The sequence below is a fragment of the Bellilinea caldifistulae genome, from assembly GCF_001306055.1.
GTDB classification, from domain to species: Bacteria; Chloroflexota; Anaerolineae; order Anaerolineales; family Anaerolineaceae; genus Bellilinea; species Bellilinea caldifistulae.
In genome coordinates this window covers 25021-41224 of sequence record NZ_LGHJ01000003.1, presented here as the reverse complement: position 1 = coordinate 41224, position 16204 = coordinate 25021, and the positions used below count along the sequence as shown (strand labels likewise).

The following is a 16204-nucleotide window of genomic DNA, read 5'->3' as shown; positions in this document are numbered from 1 at the left end:
CAGGTTGGGATAACGGATGAGTCAGGGCAACCTGGCTTCCTTGCCAATGAGGGGGAAGTAATAACGGAAATAGGCTATCCAAACACGAGCCTCTGCCGTTTCCTCTTCGGTTTGAGGAGCATCGTTATCGTGATACAGTTGATTGATCAACCACCCTTCCCCAGCAGTATTTTGTACCCGTACCTGATAGGTGATTGTATGGGTGGATTGGCTCATGACCGAATCGAAGCAAATGGCCATGCCGTCGGTGATCTGGCTTAGTGCCTGATCGTTATAGGCATATTTGATCCCGCGAAGGCCACTGGCATCTTCCAGCCCAATCGTGCCCGTATCCAGTCCACCGTTCAAATTGTCGTAGGCGAAGATGATTTCGTATTCGCCCGGTGTGTCATCCGCTTGTTTGGCAAGGTAGAATTCCACGTCGTAATCCTGGCTTGGATCACCGTAAACGTGTACATTATCCATCTCCAAAATATGCCCAACCGGATTGCCTCCCGAGTCATTTAAGTTTGCCATTGTAATTCCATAATTGTTCGTCGCATCATACTGAACTTCAAGATCTTGCCAGAAGAACGCCAGCAAGTTGTTCGGCTCGGCGGGAGTGGGGATGTCTTTATTCTCCCACGGAGTGTCACCCGGTGTAGAAGGATCAAAGAATGCAATCCCGTCATCCATAAAGTTGATCGTATTCCCAACGTTTTGACCAAAATATTGGATCGGCCCCCCACCAGTTGCCCAAACCCACCATTTTGTATCACCCGAGAGGACGCTGTTGGTAAATAAACCATATTGTTCAAGATTAACATATCCACGCTTCGTGGCAAACGGCATGGCACAAGCGGGGTCCTCTTCGCTGGTGGTCATTGAGTAGGTGGGGTACGAACCACTCACCACACCACTCCAGATGATTTTATGATTGACGCTATCATAGGTCGCTCCGCCGGTCAGCGAGCCGGGAATGAGATTGACACCCTGCGGGAGTTGATCTTCGATGGTGTAAACCGCATCAAAAGGATTAGGATTGTTGATGCTTATTGTGTAGGTCAGAATATCGCCGACATGGGCTGTTTCGTGATCTACGCTTTTGACCACTTCCTCACCAAGACGACGCACATCCAGGGCAACCACGCCGATATCGCCTTCTGTGCCGGGCTGAGAACCGACACTGAAAGCACCGTATAGCCGGTCGCCGGGTTGGGTTGTTTCATCCCAGATCACTTCCAGTTCAAATGGGGTTGTGCTGGGGTTGGAAGAGGGCCCATTAACCGTCAGGTTGCCTTCGTCGGTGGCAGGAATCACGCCCAGCGCAAGAGTAAAAGAATCATCGGCATTCCCGTCCCAGTTCTGGACCAGTACCCACCACTTTCCCGGTGGCGGGGACATCTCGCTCAGGTATTCCAGAGCGGCAGATGTGGCGCTCACGTCGTAAATTTCATTCTCTTCCGGCAGGCTGTTATCGTTCAGGTCAATACCAAGGTAAAGGTCCAGGTCATTGGCAGTTGTGTTTGTAATTTCTGCTACAAGCCGGACGGCATCATCTGGCACTTCTATGGTGGTGTACCACACCTGAGCGAGGTTATCGAAAGGATCGTCGGGCGTCCCATCCGGGTCAAGAATGTTCTGGAACAGGTTGGCTTTAACCAAACCGTACTTTATGATGCTGAGATCCACAATTTCCAGCGCCTTCAGGTTTTCCAGTGTTCCGCTGGCGCGATTGCGGTAGGTATCAAACTGCACCAGAGAGGGCAGGTTGCCCGCGGTGGAAAATACCGCCACCGGCAGATGCAGGTCGGCGATTTCCGTCCCGTCGCCAAAAGCGCTGTCGGTGTTAAGCCTAACCGTTCCAAATGTCCACTGATCCATCGGCAACGTGCTGACATCCGCCGTGAAGGTGATGGTTTGGGACTCTCCGCTTTCCACCGAAAAGACGGATGGTTCAGTCGTCATCCATGTTGGTGTGGTAATAGCCATACTCACCGCAACACCGCTGACATTGGTAAAGGTGCGCGTCCATGAGCAGGCAGCCACGCAGAAGTTATCCTGCAATGCCGGCAGGTTGAGCGATTTGGGGTCGCCGCCGTTGGCCGGGTCGGTGGCTTCAAAGTTGGCGGTCGTTTCATCCAGTATCAAGGCGGTACGGGCGGCTGCGCTCAGGTCCACCCGGCCGGCGCCGTGGTCGAAGGGGTCGGCGGGGGTGGTGCGGTCTTCTTTGCGCAAACCCTCGGTTTTGGCGGTCATCATCAGCGCCGATTTGATCGCCGCCGGGCTCCAAGTGGGGTGCAGGGCTTTGAGTAAAGCGGCTGCCCCGGCCACATGCGGGCTGGACATGGACGTGCCCTGATAAAAATCATATTCTGCTTCCGAATCGGAGGTGATTTTCCCATCCGCAACCGCCGCCAAAATTTCTAAACCTGGAGCGGTAATATCGGGTTTGAGCACCTCGAAATCATTGTAACTCGGCCCTCGGAAACTGAAATCGGCTTTGATGTCGCCGTAATCCCCCACCAGCCTGTCGAAGGCGGTGATGGCTACATAAACAGGAAGCGAAGATTCATCCATCACCTGAAGGATATAATCCCGCAAGGCTTCGCCGTCCTGCTGATCGAGCATGGCGGAAGGGATGGTGGTGGTCTCCAAACCCGCCATAGGGATGGCAAAGCCATTGTTGTTAAAAACAAGCACACCCACAGCCCCGGCTTCGGTGGCGTTATTGACTTTCGTTGCAAAGGTACAACCTCCTCGCTGTATCAGGGCAATTGAGTCAGCAAAGAAATCTGAATTGAAGGATGCGCAACCAGTGGCATTATTTTCATCGTAGCGAATTTCAATTGGATTTAGATAGGTAGTGAACTTTGGACCGGTACCCGGCACGGCAAACAATCCCATCAATTCACTATTCGCAGGATCAACCACATCCACCAGGTGCCCAAAACGGCGGTTATGGCTGCTGGCGGCAACCGTCATCACCCACGGGCTGACATGGTTGACCTGCCCATCGGTGGTGGGTTCGGTTCGCAGGTTGCCGGCGGATGCCGCCACGAAAATCCCGGCATCGAAAGCTTCCAGAAAAGCCAGTTCCACGGGATCGGTATAAGGCGTTTTACCGCCGGAGATGGAGTAATTGATTACACTCACCCCATCCTCAATAGCTTGCTGCACAGCAGCCACCGAAGCGGTTGTTGCACAGCCCGAATCATCGCATACATCATAAGCAATGATTTGCGCGCGCGGGGAGACGCCGGAGATGGTAACATTGGATACACCGTTGAAGGTGGAGATGGTCAATGGATTTCCCGCCACCGTAGAAGCCGTGTGCGAACCATGACCGTTAGTATCTTCCGGCGTAACCGCTTCGTTCGTGAAGGAATACGCACCGATCAATTTGTTGTTACAGGCATTTTCGTAAGGCCCTCCACTCACCGCGCACACCCCTTTAGGTGGCGTGTCCGGGTAGGTATAAGTTGGATCGGCATCATCAGCAAAGGATGGATGGTCAAAGTTGATGCCGGTATCCAGAATACCGACAACAATCCCCTCGCCTTTTGTGGCAACAGCGCCCGGCGTGCTGCCGCCCCATATCGCATCCGCCCGGATAAACCACGGCCCGGCGTCCGTCAGCGGCTGCTCCAGCCGATCGGGGATGACGGCGCGCACGCCCGGCAGGCTGCGGATGCGGGCAGCCTCGGTCGGGCTGAGTTGGAGAGCAAAACCGTTCAGCACCACATCGTAGCGGAAAATCGGCTGTACACTGCGCTGGATCACCCGGCTGATTTGCTGTAAGCGGGTATCCTGCTCACGCCTGAGCAGATTCAGGTATGCCTGAGCCTCCAGCGAGTCCACCTGAATCTGACCGGAATCGTCGGAGAAACTCTGCACCAGCGAATCACCATCGAAAAGGACAAAATAACGCCCATCGAAGGGTTGCACCTCGCTGCTGGCATCCGTGAGTTGCAGCTTTTGCCCCGGAGATGAGATCGTCTCCGTCTCTGCTGAAGGGGAGGGTATTGCCTTCGGCGAAACACTCCCCGCAGAAACCGGCGCCGCCAGCATGCTGAACAGCAGGATGGCGGCTAAAATTACGTACACTTTTGATTTCATCGTGCCTCCTCTGAGATAGAAATATCCACACACACAGCAGCGGTCGAAGCAACCCGCTCTGTGGAGTTTCAAATGTTTACATTGTGATGATTGAGGAAGACCGATAAGATTTCGGGGAGTATTTCTTAAAACAATAAAAAACCAAGTTGATTATACACTCAAACCTAAAAGTATCATAAAAAAACCATGGGATTTTTGCCGGCTTGAAAGGATTGTGCCAATCATGATCAATCTCAACAACTAGGCTTCCTCAATGCGACGGCAATAAATTGTTCCATAAATTCAGTGTAAAATATTAAAACAATTCATTGGGGGAGAAAGATTCCCTCAAATTCACCGCTTTTCTGAGAATTTTCCCTGTTGCGCCAATGGGTTTACCATGTCAACCCCTGCTGAACTTCTTCAACGACTACGTCACTTCGTGCAACGCGAAGCTCAGGCACAGGCCGAAGCGCTTTCCAAACAATGGAGTTACCCGCTAGCCGAACGAGTTGCGCGCGGTTGGGCCATTGAAGGACTTGAGGTCGAGTCGTTTAAAAATGAAATTTTAAAGATGCGCTGCACGACCAACGATTCGCGCTTTCGCGAAGGTGACTTGATGGTACTCCATCGCGGCAACCCGGCCGACCCGGATGCTTTGCACGTTGAGCTGCAATACGACGGAGAAGATGAATTAGAATTCAACCTCATCCGGGGAAATCCCTATGAACTTTCCCAACACACCAGGGGTTGGATTGCCGATCAGGACTGGTTTGATTCCAGTACTTTTTATAAAAATGCTCTCGACCAGGCAGCCGATACGTTGCGCGGCCGCTCGCTTATCCTTCCCTTACTGATGGGTCGTCTTCAACCACAAATTGATTTCGCCCGTTACGAACGTGCCATTGATTACTTACTCCGCAATACCCGGCTTGATGAAAGCCAGATTCAAGCCGTGGCGTTGGCTTATGCGAGTGATGTACTCTACTTAATTCAAGGACCGCCCGGCACCGGAAAAACCTGGGTACTGGCCCACATTGCCGTGATGCTCGCCGAAGAAGGTCAGAGAGTGTTGATCACCGGGCTTACCCACCGTGCCATCAATAACGCGCTCAACAAAATTGCACAATTAGGAAGTGAGGTGCCTCTTTGTAAAATTGGCCCATCGCGTAACGCAACCGACTTACAAGCCGATAATTTCGAATATTTCTCCGAATCCGGTTTTGGCGACATCAACGGCGGTTACATTATCGGGGCAACACCGTTTGCCTTGCTAACCAAGCGCCTGAGTGGGGTCGAGTTTGACACGGTCATCTTTGACGAAGCCTCCCAGGTTACCCTTCCACTGGCAATCATGGGCATGTTAGCCGGCAATAAATATATCTTGATCGGCGATCAACAGCAATTACCCCCGGTGAGTATTTTTTCACAACCCGAATCAGCTCCGCCTTCGATATTTTCACTGCTTTCTCAGCAAACTTCCAGCACCCTGCTTAGCACCACCTACCGCCTTAATGATGTTTTGACAGAGTGGCCCAGCAAAACTTTTTACGACGGCGAGCTGCAAGCCAGTCCCGAAGCGGCCCCTAGAAGACTGGTCTTATCCTCCGCACATACCCCCTGGGATTTCGTCCTTGACCCTTCCCGTCCAGCCGTGTTCCTTGACTTACAGCACCGAAACACCACCGTTCGCAGCCACCTGGAAGCCGAAAAAGTGGTTGAACTGGTTCTCGCCTTGCTCGAACACCACATTCCACCTCAAGAAATCGGCGTGGTGGTTCCCTATCGTGCCCAGAGCCGCCTCATTCGCAGTCTGTTGCGCCGCAACTTGCCGGTTTCCGATTGGTGGAAAGAAATAGTGGCAGACACGGTGGAACGAATGCAAGGTCAGGAACGGGAGGTTGTCCTGGTTTCCTTAACCACCTCCAGCGTCACTTTTGCAGCTCAGGTAGCCGACTTTCTGCTGCAACCTCAACGGTTGAATGTGGCCGTTACCCGGCCGCGCACAAAGCTCATCCTGCTTGGCAGCCAGTCCCTGATTAAAAGCCCTCCCCAAGACGAAAAACTGGTTGCCTCGTTCGACCTGTTGCGTAGTTTACTGGATCACTGTGATTGGTTTTCACTTCCCAATGGATCTTTGACCTGATATGGCACATATCCTGCCGCAAACCCCTCCTCGGAATTTACCTCCGGAAACTTTAATCGTTTTCCGCGCTCTTAAATCTCTGCCCGATTCGTATTTCATCTGGCACCACCTGGCGCCCTGGCAGCCCGACGCACCGGATTTTTTAGTGATTACTCGTCAAGCCCAGGCCGTTTTGGTCAAAGTCAGCACGGCAAAACGCGATCAGATGAGTGTAGCGGCTCAATTACGCCTGATTGAAGATCACAGCCCGCCCCCCGGAATCATCGAGGAAACCCTCCTGATCAACTTCCGCCGGTCTTTAAGCCTTCCCGAAAATGTGCCATTAGGTCTGCTGGTGATCTTCCCTAACCTCAGCCAGAGTCAACTTAACGCCGGGCGGCCAGCCAGTTCCGCTGCTGAGGTAAAGTGGGCTGGCCGAGAAATTCTTCAGTCAGAGGGTGAAGCCGGCTGGATCCAATTCTTCCCCCAGCAAAGTCTTTCTTTCGGTCAAATCCATACTCTCCGTGAGCGTTTTACGCCGGAAATTGTTGTTCCCACCGATTTGACAGTCCGCCAGCAAGCCCCCCGCCGCCTGGAAGCAAGCCTGACGGCATTTCTTCTCGACTACAATCAGGAAATTGCGCTCAAAAGCGATCTTGAATTACCCGACTCGGATGAAGCATTGACGCGCGATTTTCGGGTGAATATTATCAACGGCGTGGCTGGCAGCGGCAAAACCTTGATCCTGCTCTATCGTTTGCGCCTGCTCTATCACTTTTACCCCGACCGCCGGTTTCTGGTCTTAACCCATAACCGCCCGCTCAATCACGATTTACAAAATCGTTTCTACCGATTGGAAGGCAAACAGCCCGAAAATATTGAGTGGGCTACTTTCAACCGCTGGTGTTACCAGTTATGGAAAACCAGCCACACACCCTGGATTGATCCCCTCCCCTACGGGAAACGAACCGCGCTCCTGGAACAGGTCTGGCAGGAATTATTGGAAAATTCCTCCATACCTCGCCACTTATTCATCAGCGAGGTGGATTGGATCAAAGACCAGTTACCCATGTCGCTGGAAGATTATCTCCATGCGGATCGCCGCGGACGTGGTTTTGCCCTGAATAGCGATCAACGCCGCCTTGTTTGGCAAGCCTTTTTGCGGTTTCAATCGCTGCTGGAAAACCAGCGGGCTGTGGACTGGAGCGAAGTGCCCCGCCGTATCTGGCAGTGGAATCAAGAGGGTCATTTGCATCTTCCCCAATACGATTTTATTTTCGTGGACGAAGCCCAGTTCTTTGCACCTCTCTGGTTCGACCTGATTCGAAAAGCCTTACGCAATCGTACTGCTCATCTCTGTCTGGCTGCCGACCCAACCCAGGGATTTCTGGGTCGCCGCACCAGTTGGAAATCTCTCGGCATCGAAGCTCGAGGCAGAACCCATCATCTGGTCAAGAGTTACCGCACCACCCGCGAAATACTGAACTTCGCCACGCTTTTTTACCGTCTGCGCTGTACCGACAGCCCGGAAGAAGAAATCCTCTACCCCGATTTGACCCAAATGCCCACCGGAGTTGTCCCTCAATTATTGATTTTGGATAGTTCTCAGGATGAAATTAGCCGGGTTGCCAATGAAGTTGCGGCTCTTTTGAAACAGGGCATCCCCCGTCAACATTTGCTGATCCTGCACAGCGATGGAGCAGTGGTGCAACGCCTGATCAGCGCAATCAACCGTAAAGCAGGCAAGGATGCGGCAATGGATCCCAAGTACACCTATCCCGGCAATTATGTGCGGGTGACCACGCTGAACGCCGGTGCCGGTCTCGAAAGTCCCATTGTGTTCCTTTGTGGATTGCGTGAGTTGTTTGAAGAGGAGCAATCCCTGCGGCTTTCGGATGAAGAACGGGAAGAAATTATTCGTTCTAACACTCGAAAGGTATATATGGCTGCCACCCGTGCCGGGCAGCGGCTGGTACTGACCTATGTCGGCGAACTGCCGGATGCCCTCCAACAGGCCATCACGACCCGTCCGCCCGCCAGCTAAGCCGATGAAGTCAGAGCACCCCTTTCCACGGACAAGGAAAGGGGTGCAAAATGCGACTTATGGAATATGCAACCCTACTCCACCCGGCCGGTTTGGATGGCGCGTTTGACCTCGGCAATTGCCTGAGTGATTTTGATCTCGCGCGGGCAGGCTTCGGTGCAATTGAAGGCCGTGCGGCAGCGCCACACCCCAAACTGATCGTTGAGAATTTCCAACCGCTCAACGGCTGCCTGATCGCGGCTGTCGAAAATAAAGCGGTGGGCGTTGACAATCGCCGCCGGCCCTACATACTGCCCGTTCGACCAGAAGGACGGGCACGAGGTGGTACAGGCCGCGCACAAAATGCACTTGGTGGTATCGTCAAAGCGCTCGCGCTGCTCCGGCGATTGCAGGCGTTCCTTTCCGTCAGCCGGCAGTTCATCATTGACCAGATAAGGCATCACCGTCTTGTAATGCTCAAAGAACGGTCCCATGTCCACAATCAGGTCTTTGATGACCGGCAAGCCGAGCAGCGGCTCCACTGTGATTTCGGTGGTGCCCAAATCCCGCAGCAGCACCTTGCAAGCCAGATAATTGCGCCCGTTGATGCGCATGGCATCCGAACCGCAAACTCCATGCGCGCATGAACGCCGGAACGCCAGCGTGCCATCCACATCCCCGCGGATCCATTCCAACACATCCAGCACCCGGTCGGTCGGCTGCGCCTCAACCGTAAAGACATCATAGTGGGGCTTACGGTCTTTCTCCGGGTTGAAGCGGAAAATCCTCATGCGAACTTCCATGCCTGCCTCCTCATCAGTAAACGCGCTCTTTGGGCGCATATTGGGTAATCACAACCGGTTTATAACCCAGCCGGACGCTGCCGTCCTCATTCAGCCAGGCCAGGGTGTGCTTGAGCCAGTTTTCGTCGTCACGGCGCGGGTAGTCCTCGCGGGCATGCGCGCCGCGGCTTTCCTTGCGCTCCAGCGCCGAAACGGCCGTGACCAGCGCGGCATCCAGCAGGCAGCCCAGTTCCCAGGTGTTGAGTAATTCGGTGTTGAAAATCTTGCCGCCATCGCTGACGCGCACCTGTTTGTAGCGCTCGCGCAACTCGCGCACCTTTTCAACTGCCTGCTTCAGGCCTTCTTCGGTGCGGAACACACCCACATCATCCATCATCACCTTGCGCAGTTCCCGCCCAATTTGAGCAGCCCGTTCGCGTCCGCTGCCGTTGAGCAGGTTATCCAGCTGGCGGCGCACCCCCGCATCCGGGTCAGCCGGCAGACGTGGCAGATCTGCCCCTTTGGCGTACTCGGCGGCTTTAATGCCAGCGTATTTTCCAAACACCACCAGGTCCACCAGCGAATTGGTGCCCAGTCGGTTAGCGCCATGCACCGAAACGCAGGCGCATTCCCCGGCAGCATACAGACCGGGCAGCACCGTCCCCTGATCGTCCACCACGACCTCGCCGTATTTATTGGTGGGAATGCCACCCATGGCATAGTGGGCGGTCGGTTGAATCGGCATGGGGTCTTTCACCGGGTCAACCCCAAGGTACGTCCGGCAAAAGTCGGTAATGTCCGGAATCTTGGAGAGAATTTCCTCGGCAGTAACCCGATAGGGCGTGCCGTCCGGGCGGGTACGCCCGTCCAGTTCGGCATATTTGTTAACCGTCTCCGGGCGCACGTCCAGATAAACATAATCCTTTCCGTTGATTCCGCGCCCCTCTTTGATTTCAAGGTAAATCGCCCGGCTGATCACATCCCGCGAGGCAAGGTCTTTGATGGTCGGCGCATAGCGCTCCATAAAGCGTTCGCCCTTACCATTGAAGAGGATGCCCCCTTCGCCGCGCACCGCTTCGGTGATCAGAATACCCAGTTTGTAAATGCCGGTGGGGTGAAACTGGAAGAACTCCATATCCTCAGCCGGGATGCCATTGCGCAGGGTGATGGCCACACCGTCACCGGTGTAGGCATAGGCATTCGAGGTGATTTCCCACATGCGCCCGTGTCCGCCGGTGGCAAACACCACCGCCTTGCTGTGAAAGACATGCAGCTCGCCGGTCGCCAGTTCCACCGCCACCACCCCGGCGGCTTTGCCGTCCGAGAGGATCAAATCCAGCACCTGAAATTCATCATAAAAATTGATGCCGTTCTTGATGCACTGCTGATAAAGCGTTTGCAGAATCATGTGGCCGGTTCGGTCAGCCGCGTAACACGAGCGGCGCACCGGTTTTTTGGTCAGGTTGTTGGTATGGCCGCCAAAAGGCCGCTGGGCAATCCGCCCGTCCGCAGTGCGCGAGAAAGGCAGGCCGAAATGCTCCAAATCATAAACGGCCTGCACCGCTTCGCGGCACATGAACTCAATCGCATCCTGATCGCCAAGATAGTCACTGCCCTTGACGGTATCAAAGGCGTGCCACTCCCAGTGATCCTCTTCCAGGTTACCCAAAGCAGCCCCAATCCCTCCCTGCGCCGCACCGGTGTGCGAGCGGGTTGGATAAAGCTTGCTCAAAACAGCAGTTTTTGCGCTGCGCGAGGCATTCAGCGCCGCCATCAACCCCGCCCCGCCGCCGCCTACAATAACTACATCGAACACATGCGTTTGGGTCATTCTCTCACTCCCGTCCTGCCGCTATTCCAGCGGAAATTGTTGATTGACGCCGCCGATCAGCGCAATCGCACCGATCAGAAAAATTGCCAGCCAGAAAATGAACAAGCTCCAGTTGAGGATTTTGCGTCCCTTTTCGCCGTGGATAAAATCGTTCAACACCTGGCGCAGGCCGTTCACACCGTGCGCAAAGGCAAAACCCAGCAGCAGGGCGTCAAATACCCGCCAGAACAGACTTGCCCAGCGCTCAGCCACATACCCCAGATCCATCGCATGCACCCCCACCACCACATCCTGCAGAATGGCATGAATCCACACCAACGGGATGAGCGCAAAGGCCGAGTAGCGCATCCACTTCCAGGCGATCATTTCATAATTGGGCTTGACCTTGACCCGCCGTACCGTTTCGGTTGTCGCTGCCATGTCAACCTCCTATCCGCCAAACAAGACAATGCCGTAATTATGAAGCAGGATATTGCGCACCATCCAAACCGCTGCCGGCAACCACAGGATGATGGCAATGATCAGCGTGGTGCGGGTGGTTTTGCGCTGCATCTCAATGCTCCACAAGCCCGGTTTGAACATATCGAAGTAGGCAATGCGCAGCCCATTGACGCCGTGAAAGAACACGCAAAAAATCAGCGCAATTTCGCCAATACCAAACAGCGTGGTTTGGTAAAGCGCCAGCGCATCCAGGAACAACGCTGGCTGAAAATAAACAAAAGCAATGTCAACAATGTGAATGGTGAGAAACAGGACTACTCCCAACCCGGTAATCCGGTGCAGAAGAAAGGCCCAATGACCTTCCCGTCCACGATAACCGGCGTATCCGGTCAGGGTCGTCTTCAGAGTGGACATATTCACCTCCGTCTATGTGATGGGACGGTTAAATTGTAGCATATTCAAAAATCGAAGTGTAGTAATCGGGTAGAAAAATTCCACAAGCAAAAGGGTGATTTTTGATTAACCTCCCCCTTCCTACCGCCGTACCATCGGCAAAAACACCTCAAAGATGGGGGTGCAGGTCTGATGGAGATGAAAATCGGGATCTTTCTGGTTGAGAAACTGATGCAAAGCACTGCCTGCCAACGGGTAGCCATCCGGCACACAAAAACGATTGTTGTTTAGGTCCAACCCATCCGAATTGGCGGGGGGGAGCGAACCGGGGTCGAACAGAGCCGTCAGGCTGGTCATACGGTCGGGTGGAAAGCCCAGCAGCAGATTGTCATTCAGCCACAATACCTTCAAAGCAGTCAGATTTCCGACATTCGCCGGCAGCACACCGCTGAATTGATTATGGTCAAGGTACAGATACTCCAAAGAAATCAGGGAAAATAACCCAACCGGTATTCCACCACCCAATTGATTGCTGCTCAAATCGAGAATGGTCAAATGATTTAAATTACCAATCTCCGCTGGTAATGCCCCGCTTAACTGATTATCCCGAAAATTGAGTTCGGTCAGATAGGTAAGCGCACCAATTTGGGACGGCAGGCTGCCCTGCAACTGGTTGGCCGGCAGACTGAGCCGGCTCACATGGCCGTCCTCCACCGTCACACCCAACCAGTTGGAGGGGTTTGTTTCCACCAGCCAGCCAGCGGCATCATTCCACTGGTCGCCATTTGTGGCCGTGTAAAGACTCACCAGCGCTTCACACTCAAACGCAGGTATTTCCACAACCGTTTGGCAAATATCCGTTTGAGGAAAGGTCTGGGCAATTGCAGGACGGCTCAGCAGGCCGGCAGTCAGCCAAGCCAGAAGGAAGAAAATCACCATTCCAGGGACGCCTCGCATCTCGACCTTCCTCAAGCGCTTTGAATATGATTGATTTATTTTACCAAAATTATAAATGTTTCACCAAGCCAATCCATCGGGAGTTGATCCACGCGGCAAGCGCTTTCAAATCGGTTAAACCGTCTTTTTTTGTTCACCCGGGCCGGATTCACGGGAAATTTAGGCCGCTTTTACTCCTTCTTAATAGACACCGCTTTTTCCTTTTGTTAAGTTAAATCCGGATTACTCGGCTTTTCTGGGATTTTCCCAACCTTACCAACCCAATTGCACAATGAATGGAGCAAGCATGTTCAACTTTTTCAATCGTTCAATCCGCAGTCAATTGATGACCCTTCTTGCTGGCGTGGTGGTCGTCCTGCTGATTTCCGGTATCGTCAGCGTCCTGGTCAGTGCCAATGCCGTGCGCGCCGAGGTGGAGCGCGGCCTGATGGACTACACCCTCGCCAAAGCCAATCAGATGGACGGCTTTCTGGCTGCCATTGCCCGCGTGCCGGTTCAGCTGGCTGCCAGTATCGAAGCCGACCCCCAGCCCAATCTTGACCTTCTCAACCAGCGCATGGCCGCCATCCTTAAAAGCAACCCGGATATTTACGGCACCTGGGCGGGCTTTGAACCCTACACCTATCAGGCCGACCAGGAACTGCTGGCAACCTACCACTGGTACGACAACGGCAAACCCGCCTTCGTCGTTACCACCGATCAGGATTATCTGGATGCCGTCTGGTATGCGCCCGGCAAACTCACTTCCAAACCCTTCTGGACCCCGCCCTACTTTGACGAGGGGCTAGGCAATGTGCTGATGACCACCGTCTCTGTCCCATTTCATCGGGATGGCAAGTTCTGGGGAATCGCCACAGCGGACATCTCCACCCAAGCCCTCAATCAGGTCTTGCAGGGGATTGCCGCCAGCGAAGAATACAACCGCCAGGCCCATGCCATTCTTTTCGATGGGGAAGGGAACATTCTGGGCATTGACGATTATCAGCTGGCAGCCGACTCGGTGGAGGGCTTGCTGGAAGTCAACGCCGCCTCGCTTTTCGGCGGTGTATTACAGCCCATATTGGAAGACTCCCAAACCACTTCTTACGGCTATCGGTTGATCAAAGACCCGTTTGGCAACGCCGGTCAGGTGTACGCCGCTTTTGCTCAACTCCCTGCCACTGGCTGGACGTTGATCACCTTCGTGCCTCAGGCACTGGTTCAGCAGCGCGTTTCGGCGCTGATGATCACCCTGGCGGTCGTGGTGGTGCTGGCAGCCCTGCTGCTGGGCGGGGCACTCTTACAATACTCCCGCAGCCTGACCCAGCCGCTCCAGGCTGTTACCCAATCGTTGCAGCACATGGCGCGGGGTGAACTGGAAGGCGACTTACGCCTTGACCAGCGTGTTCTCAAACGCAGTGATGAAATCGGCATTTTGGGACGTGAAACCCAGCAAGCCGCCGACTTCCTGCGCGAAATGATCGAAGTCGCCGGCCAGATCGCCAGCGGCAACCTGCTGGTCGAGGTTCAGCCGCGCAGCGAAAAAGACCGCCTGGGGCAGGCGTTTGTGCAAATGACCACTCATCTGCGCGGACTGGTCACCCAGATCGTCGAAAATGCCGCCAGTCTCCTCTCGGCTTCTAGTCAGTTGACGCTGGCTGCCGATCAAGCCGGCCAGGCTGCCAACCAGATTGCCACGACCATCCAGCAGGTTTCGCGCGGTATCACCCAGCAGGCCGAATCGGTTTCCCTGACGACAAACACTTTTCATCAGATGGAAAACGCCATTCAGGAGGTTTCGCGTGGGTCGCGCGAACAGGCCACCGCGGCAGAACAGGCCGCCGCCATCACCGCCGAAATCAGCGAAGCGCTGCGGCATGTCGCCGAAAATTCGCTGGCGGGCAGTGAGGAAGCCGCCAAAGCCGCCGAATATGCCCAGAGCGGCGCAAAAAAGGTCAATGCCACCTTGAAAGGCATGGAAGTGATTCGTGATCAGGTGGCGCTTTCCGCCGAAAAAGTGGAACAAATGGGCGAGCATTCCGCAAAAATTACCGTGATTGTCGAAACCATTGAAGAAATCGCCGCCCAAACCAATCTGCTGGCACTCAACGCCGCCATCGAAGCCGCCCGCGCCGGCGAACACGGCAAGGGGTTTGCGGTGGTAGCCGATGAGGTGCGTAAACTGGCCGAACGGGCCGCATCATCAACCCGCGAGATCAGCGCCTTGATCCAGAACATTCAAAACACGGTTGGAGAGGCTGTGGCTGCCATGCAGGTCAGCGCCCAGCAGGTCGAAGAGGGAGTGCATCAGGCCGATGAAGCCGGCAGCGCGCTGGAAAGCATTCTCAAATCCGCCCAGGTGGTACTGGATCAGGCTCAGCAGACCTCCAAAGCCGTCCAGCAGATCAACCACTCGGCCAATAAACTGGTCAGCGCGATGGACGCCGTTTCGCGGATTGTCAGCCAGAACACTGCCGCTACCCAGCAAATGGCAGCCGGCTCCAACGAAGTCAGCCTGGCAGTGGAAACCATCGCCTCGGTCAGCGAGGAAAACAGCGCCGCCGTCGAGGAGGTTTCTGCCTCGGTGGAAGAGATGAGCGCTCAGGTGGAAGAAGTGGCAGCGGCAGCCGGTTCGCTTCAGGACATGGCAAACACCTTCAACTCGCTGGTTGCCCGCTTCCGCATCCGCTAAACCGCTTTCCATAGCCGAACATCAACCCATTCCCGAAGAAAAAAGAACAACCTCTCTCGCCGCTGAGAGAGGTTGTTTCAATTAGATGAGGGCTTGTCCGGCAATTTGTTTCACGCTCCAAAGGGATCTAAGCCGCTTCCATCCGGCAAACAGGTGGATACCTCTCCGGCGGTGTACTCAGCCTCCCACGGCAACGCCCCGCTGACCTCCCACACGGTCACTTCGGCATCCACCACGGCCTGCCCCAGTGCATGCGCCACCGAAATGCGGTGATGCCCATCTTCGACGAAATACCGGTCGCCAACCTGAATCAGTTTCACGGCATCCAATGGTTGACCCTGAAAACGCAGCATGGCACTCGCCACCCAGCGGTCACGACTGCGGTCATCCAGCGGATTAAATTGATCGTCAAAATCCTCGCTGCGGCCAAGCGTGCCGTGAATTTGCTCGATCAGTACCGCGCGAATACCGCCATAGTGCCGGTTGCTGACCCGCCTGGAGGGCAGGCAGTTGAGATCCAACAGGCGGCCGACTCGCCGGCGCAGGGCATTTTTCAGGCGGTAGAGAGCCGCCGCAGAACGGGCTTGTTCAAAAAGCTTCAAAGCCTGCTTGAAACAATCCACATGCCGGTGATTGCCCCGTCCGTTAGGGCTTGAGAAAGAATCCTGAAATGGATTTTGAAAATCCAGCATGATTTCACTTCTTCTTTCTGCTTAATGCAATGCGCTTGACTCACCTCACGACCTTGTTGAATATACTCCTGCGGCGGGTTGATCTCATCCTGCTGAAGGAGCAACCAGCCTTAGCCATTTGACCAGTTAAATTTTCAGAGCGGAGTATAATTACCGTCCGCAGCGGAACTTCCTGTCCCGCTGACATCTATACTCTATCGCTCAAAAGGATC

Annotated in this window: 10 protein-coding genes; 3 read left to right on the top strand and 7 right to left on the bottom strand. The window is 54.4% G+C overall.

Going from position 1 to position 16204, the window contains the following annotated elements; all coding sequences use genetic code 11:
* Positions 1 to 21 precede the first annotated feature (21 nt).
* Positions 22 to 4098 carry a S8 family serine peptidase gene (locus AC812_RS00730; RefSeq protein WP_061913348.1) on the bottom strand — a complete coding sequence of 1359 codons (4077 nt, stop codon included), beginning with the start codon at positions 4096 to 4098 and terminating at the stop codon, positions 22 to 24.
* Positions 4099 to 4477: 379 nt separating this feature from the next.
* On the opposite strand from AC812_RS00730, the gene AC812_RS00725 reads away from it, so the two are divergent.
* The gene (locus tag AC812_RS00725) at positions 4478 to 6223 is read left to right on the top strand and encodes a DEAD/DEAH box helicase (RefSeq protein ID WP_061913346.1); all 1746 of its coding nucleotides are present in this window, start codon (positions 4478 to 4480) and stop codon (positions 6221 to 6223) included.
* A gap of 1 nt (position 6224) precedes the next feature.
* Positions 6225 to 8246, top strand: a complete 2022-nt coding sequence (locus AC812_RS00720; RefSeq protein WP_061913344.1) for a UvrD-helicase domain-containing protein — start codon at positions 6225 to 6227, stop codon at positions 8244 to 8246.
* Between the two features lie 74 nt (positions 8247 to 8320).
* Here AC812_RS00720 and AC812_RS00715 read toward each other — a convergent pair whose 3' ends face one another.
* From AC812_RS00715 to AC812_RS00695, 5 genes are all read right to left on the bottom strand, one after another.
* Positions 8321 to 9028 (bottom strand): succinate dehydrogenase iron-sulfur subunit, encoded by a 708-nt coding sequence (locus AC812_RS00715; protein WP_061913342.1) that lies wholly within the window; start codon positions 9026 to 9028, stop codon positions 8321 to 8323.
* Positions 9029 to 9041: 13 nt separating this feature from the next.
* Positions 9042 to 10838 carry an FAD-dependent oxidoreductase gene (locus AC812_RS00710; RefSeq protein WP_082148904.1) on the bottom strand — a complete coding sequence of 599 codons (1797 nt, stop codon included), beginning with the start codon at positions 10836 to 10838 and terminating at the stop codon, positions 9042 to 9044.
* Positions 10839 to 10859: 21 nt separating this feature from the next.
* Positions 10860 to 11258 carry a succinate dehydrogenase, hydrophobic membrane anchor protein gene (locus AC812_RS00705; RefSeq protein WP_061913340.1) on the bottom strand — a complete coding sequence of 133 codons (399 nt, stop codon included), beginning with the start codon at positions 11256 to 11258 and terminating at the stop codon, positions 10860 to 10862.
* 9 nt (positions 11259 to 11267) lie between these two features.
* Positions 11268 to 11693, bottom strand: a complete 426-nt coding sequence (locus AC812_RS00700; RefSeq protein WP_061913338.1) for a succinate dehydrogenase/fumarate reductase transmembrane subunit — start codon at positions 11691 to 11693, stop codon at positions 11268 to 11270.
* A gap of 120 nt (positions 11694 to 11813) precedes the next feature.
* Positions 11814 to 12629, bottom strand: a complete 816-nt coding sequence (locus tag AC812_RS00695; RefSeq protein ID WP_061913337.1) for a leucine-rich repeat domain-containing protein — start codon at positions 12627 to 12629, stop codon at positions 11814 to 11816.
* 286 nt (positions 12630 to 12915) lie between these two features.
* Between AC812_RS00695 and AC812_RS00690 the strand changes: the two genes are divergently transcribed.
* Positions 12916 to 15300 carry a methyl-accepting chemotaxis protein gene (locus tag AC812_RS00690; RefSeq protein ID WP_061913335.1) on the top strand — a complete coding sequence of 795 codons (2385 nt, stop codon included), beginning with the start codon at positions 12916 to 12918 and terminating at the stop codon, positions 15298 to 15300.
* 110 nt (positions 15301 to 15410) lie between these two features.
* Here AC812_RS00690 and AC812_RS00685 read toward each other — a convergent pair whose 3' ends face one another.
* Positions 15411 to 15992, bottom strand: a complete 582-nt coding sequence (locus AC812_RS00685; protein WP_061913333.1) for a hypothetical protein — start codon at positions 15990 to 15992, stop codon at positions 15411 to 15413.
* Positions 15993 to 16204 lie beyond the last annotated feature (212 nt).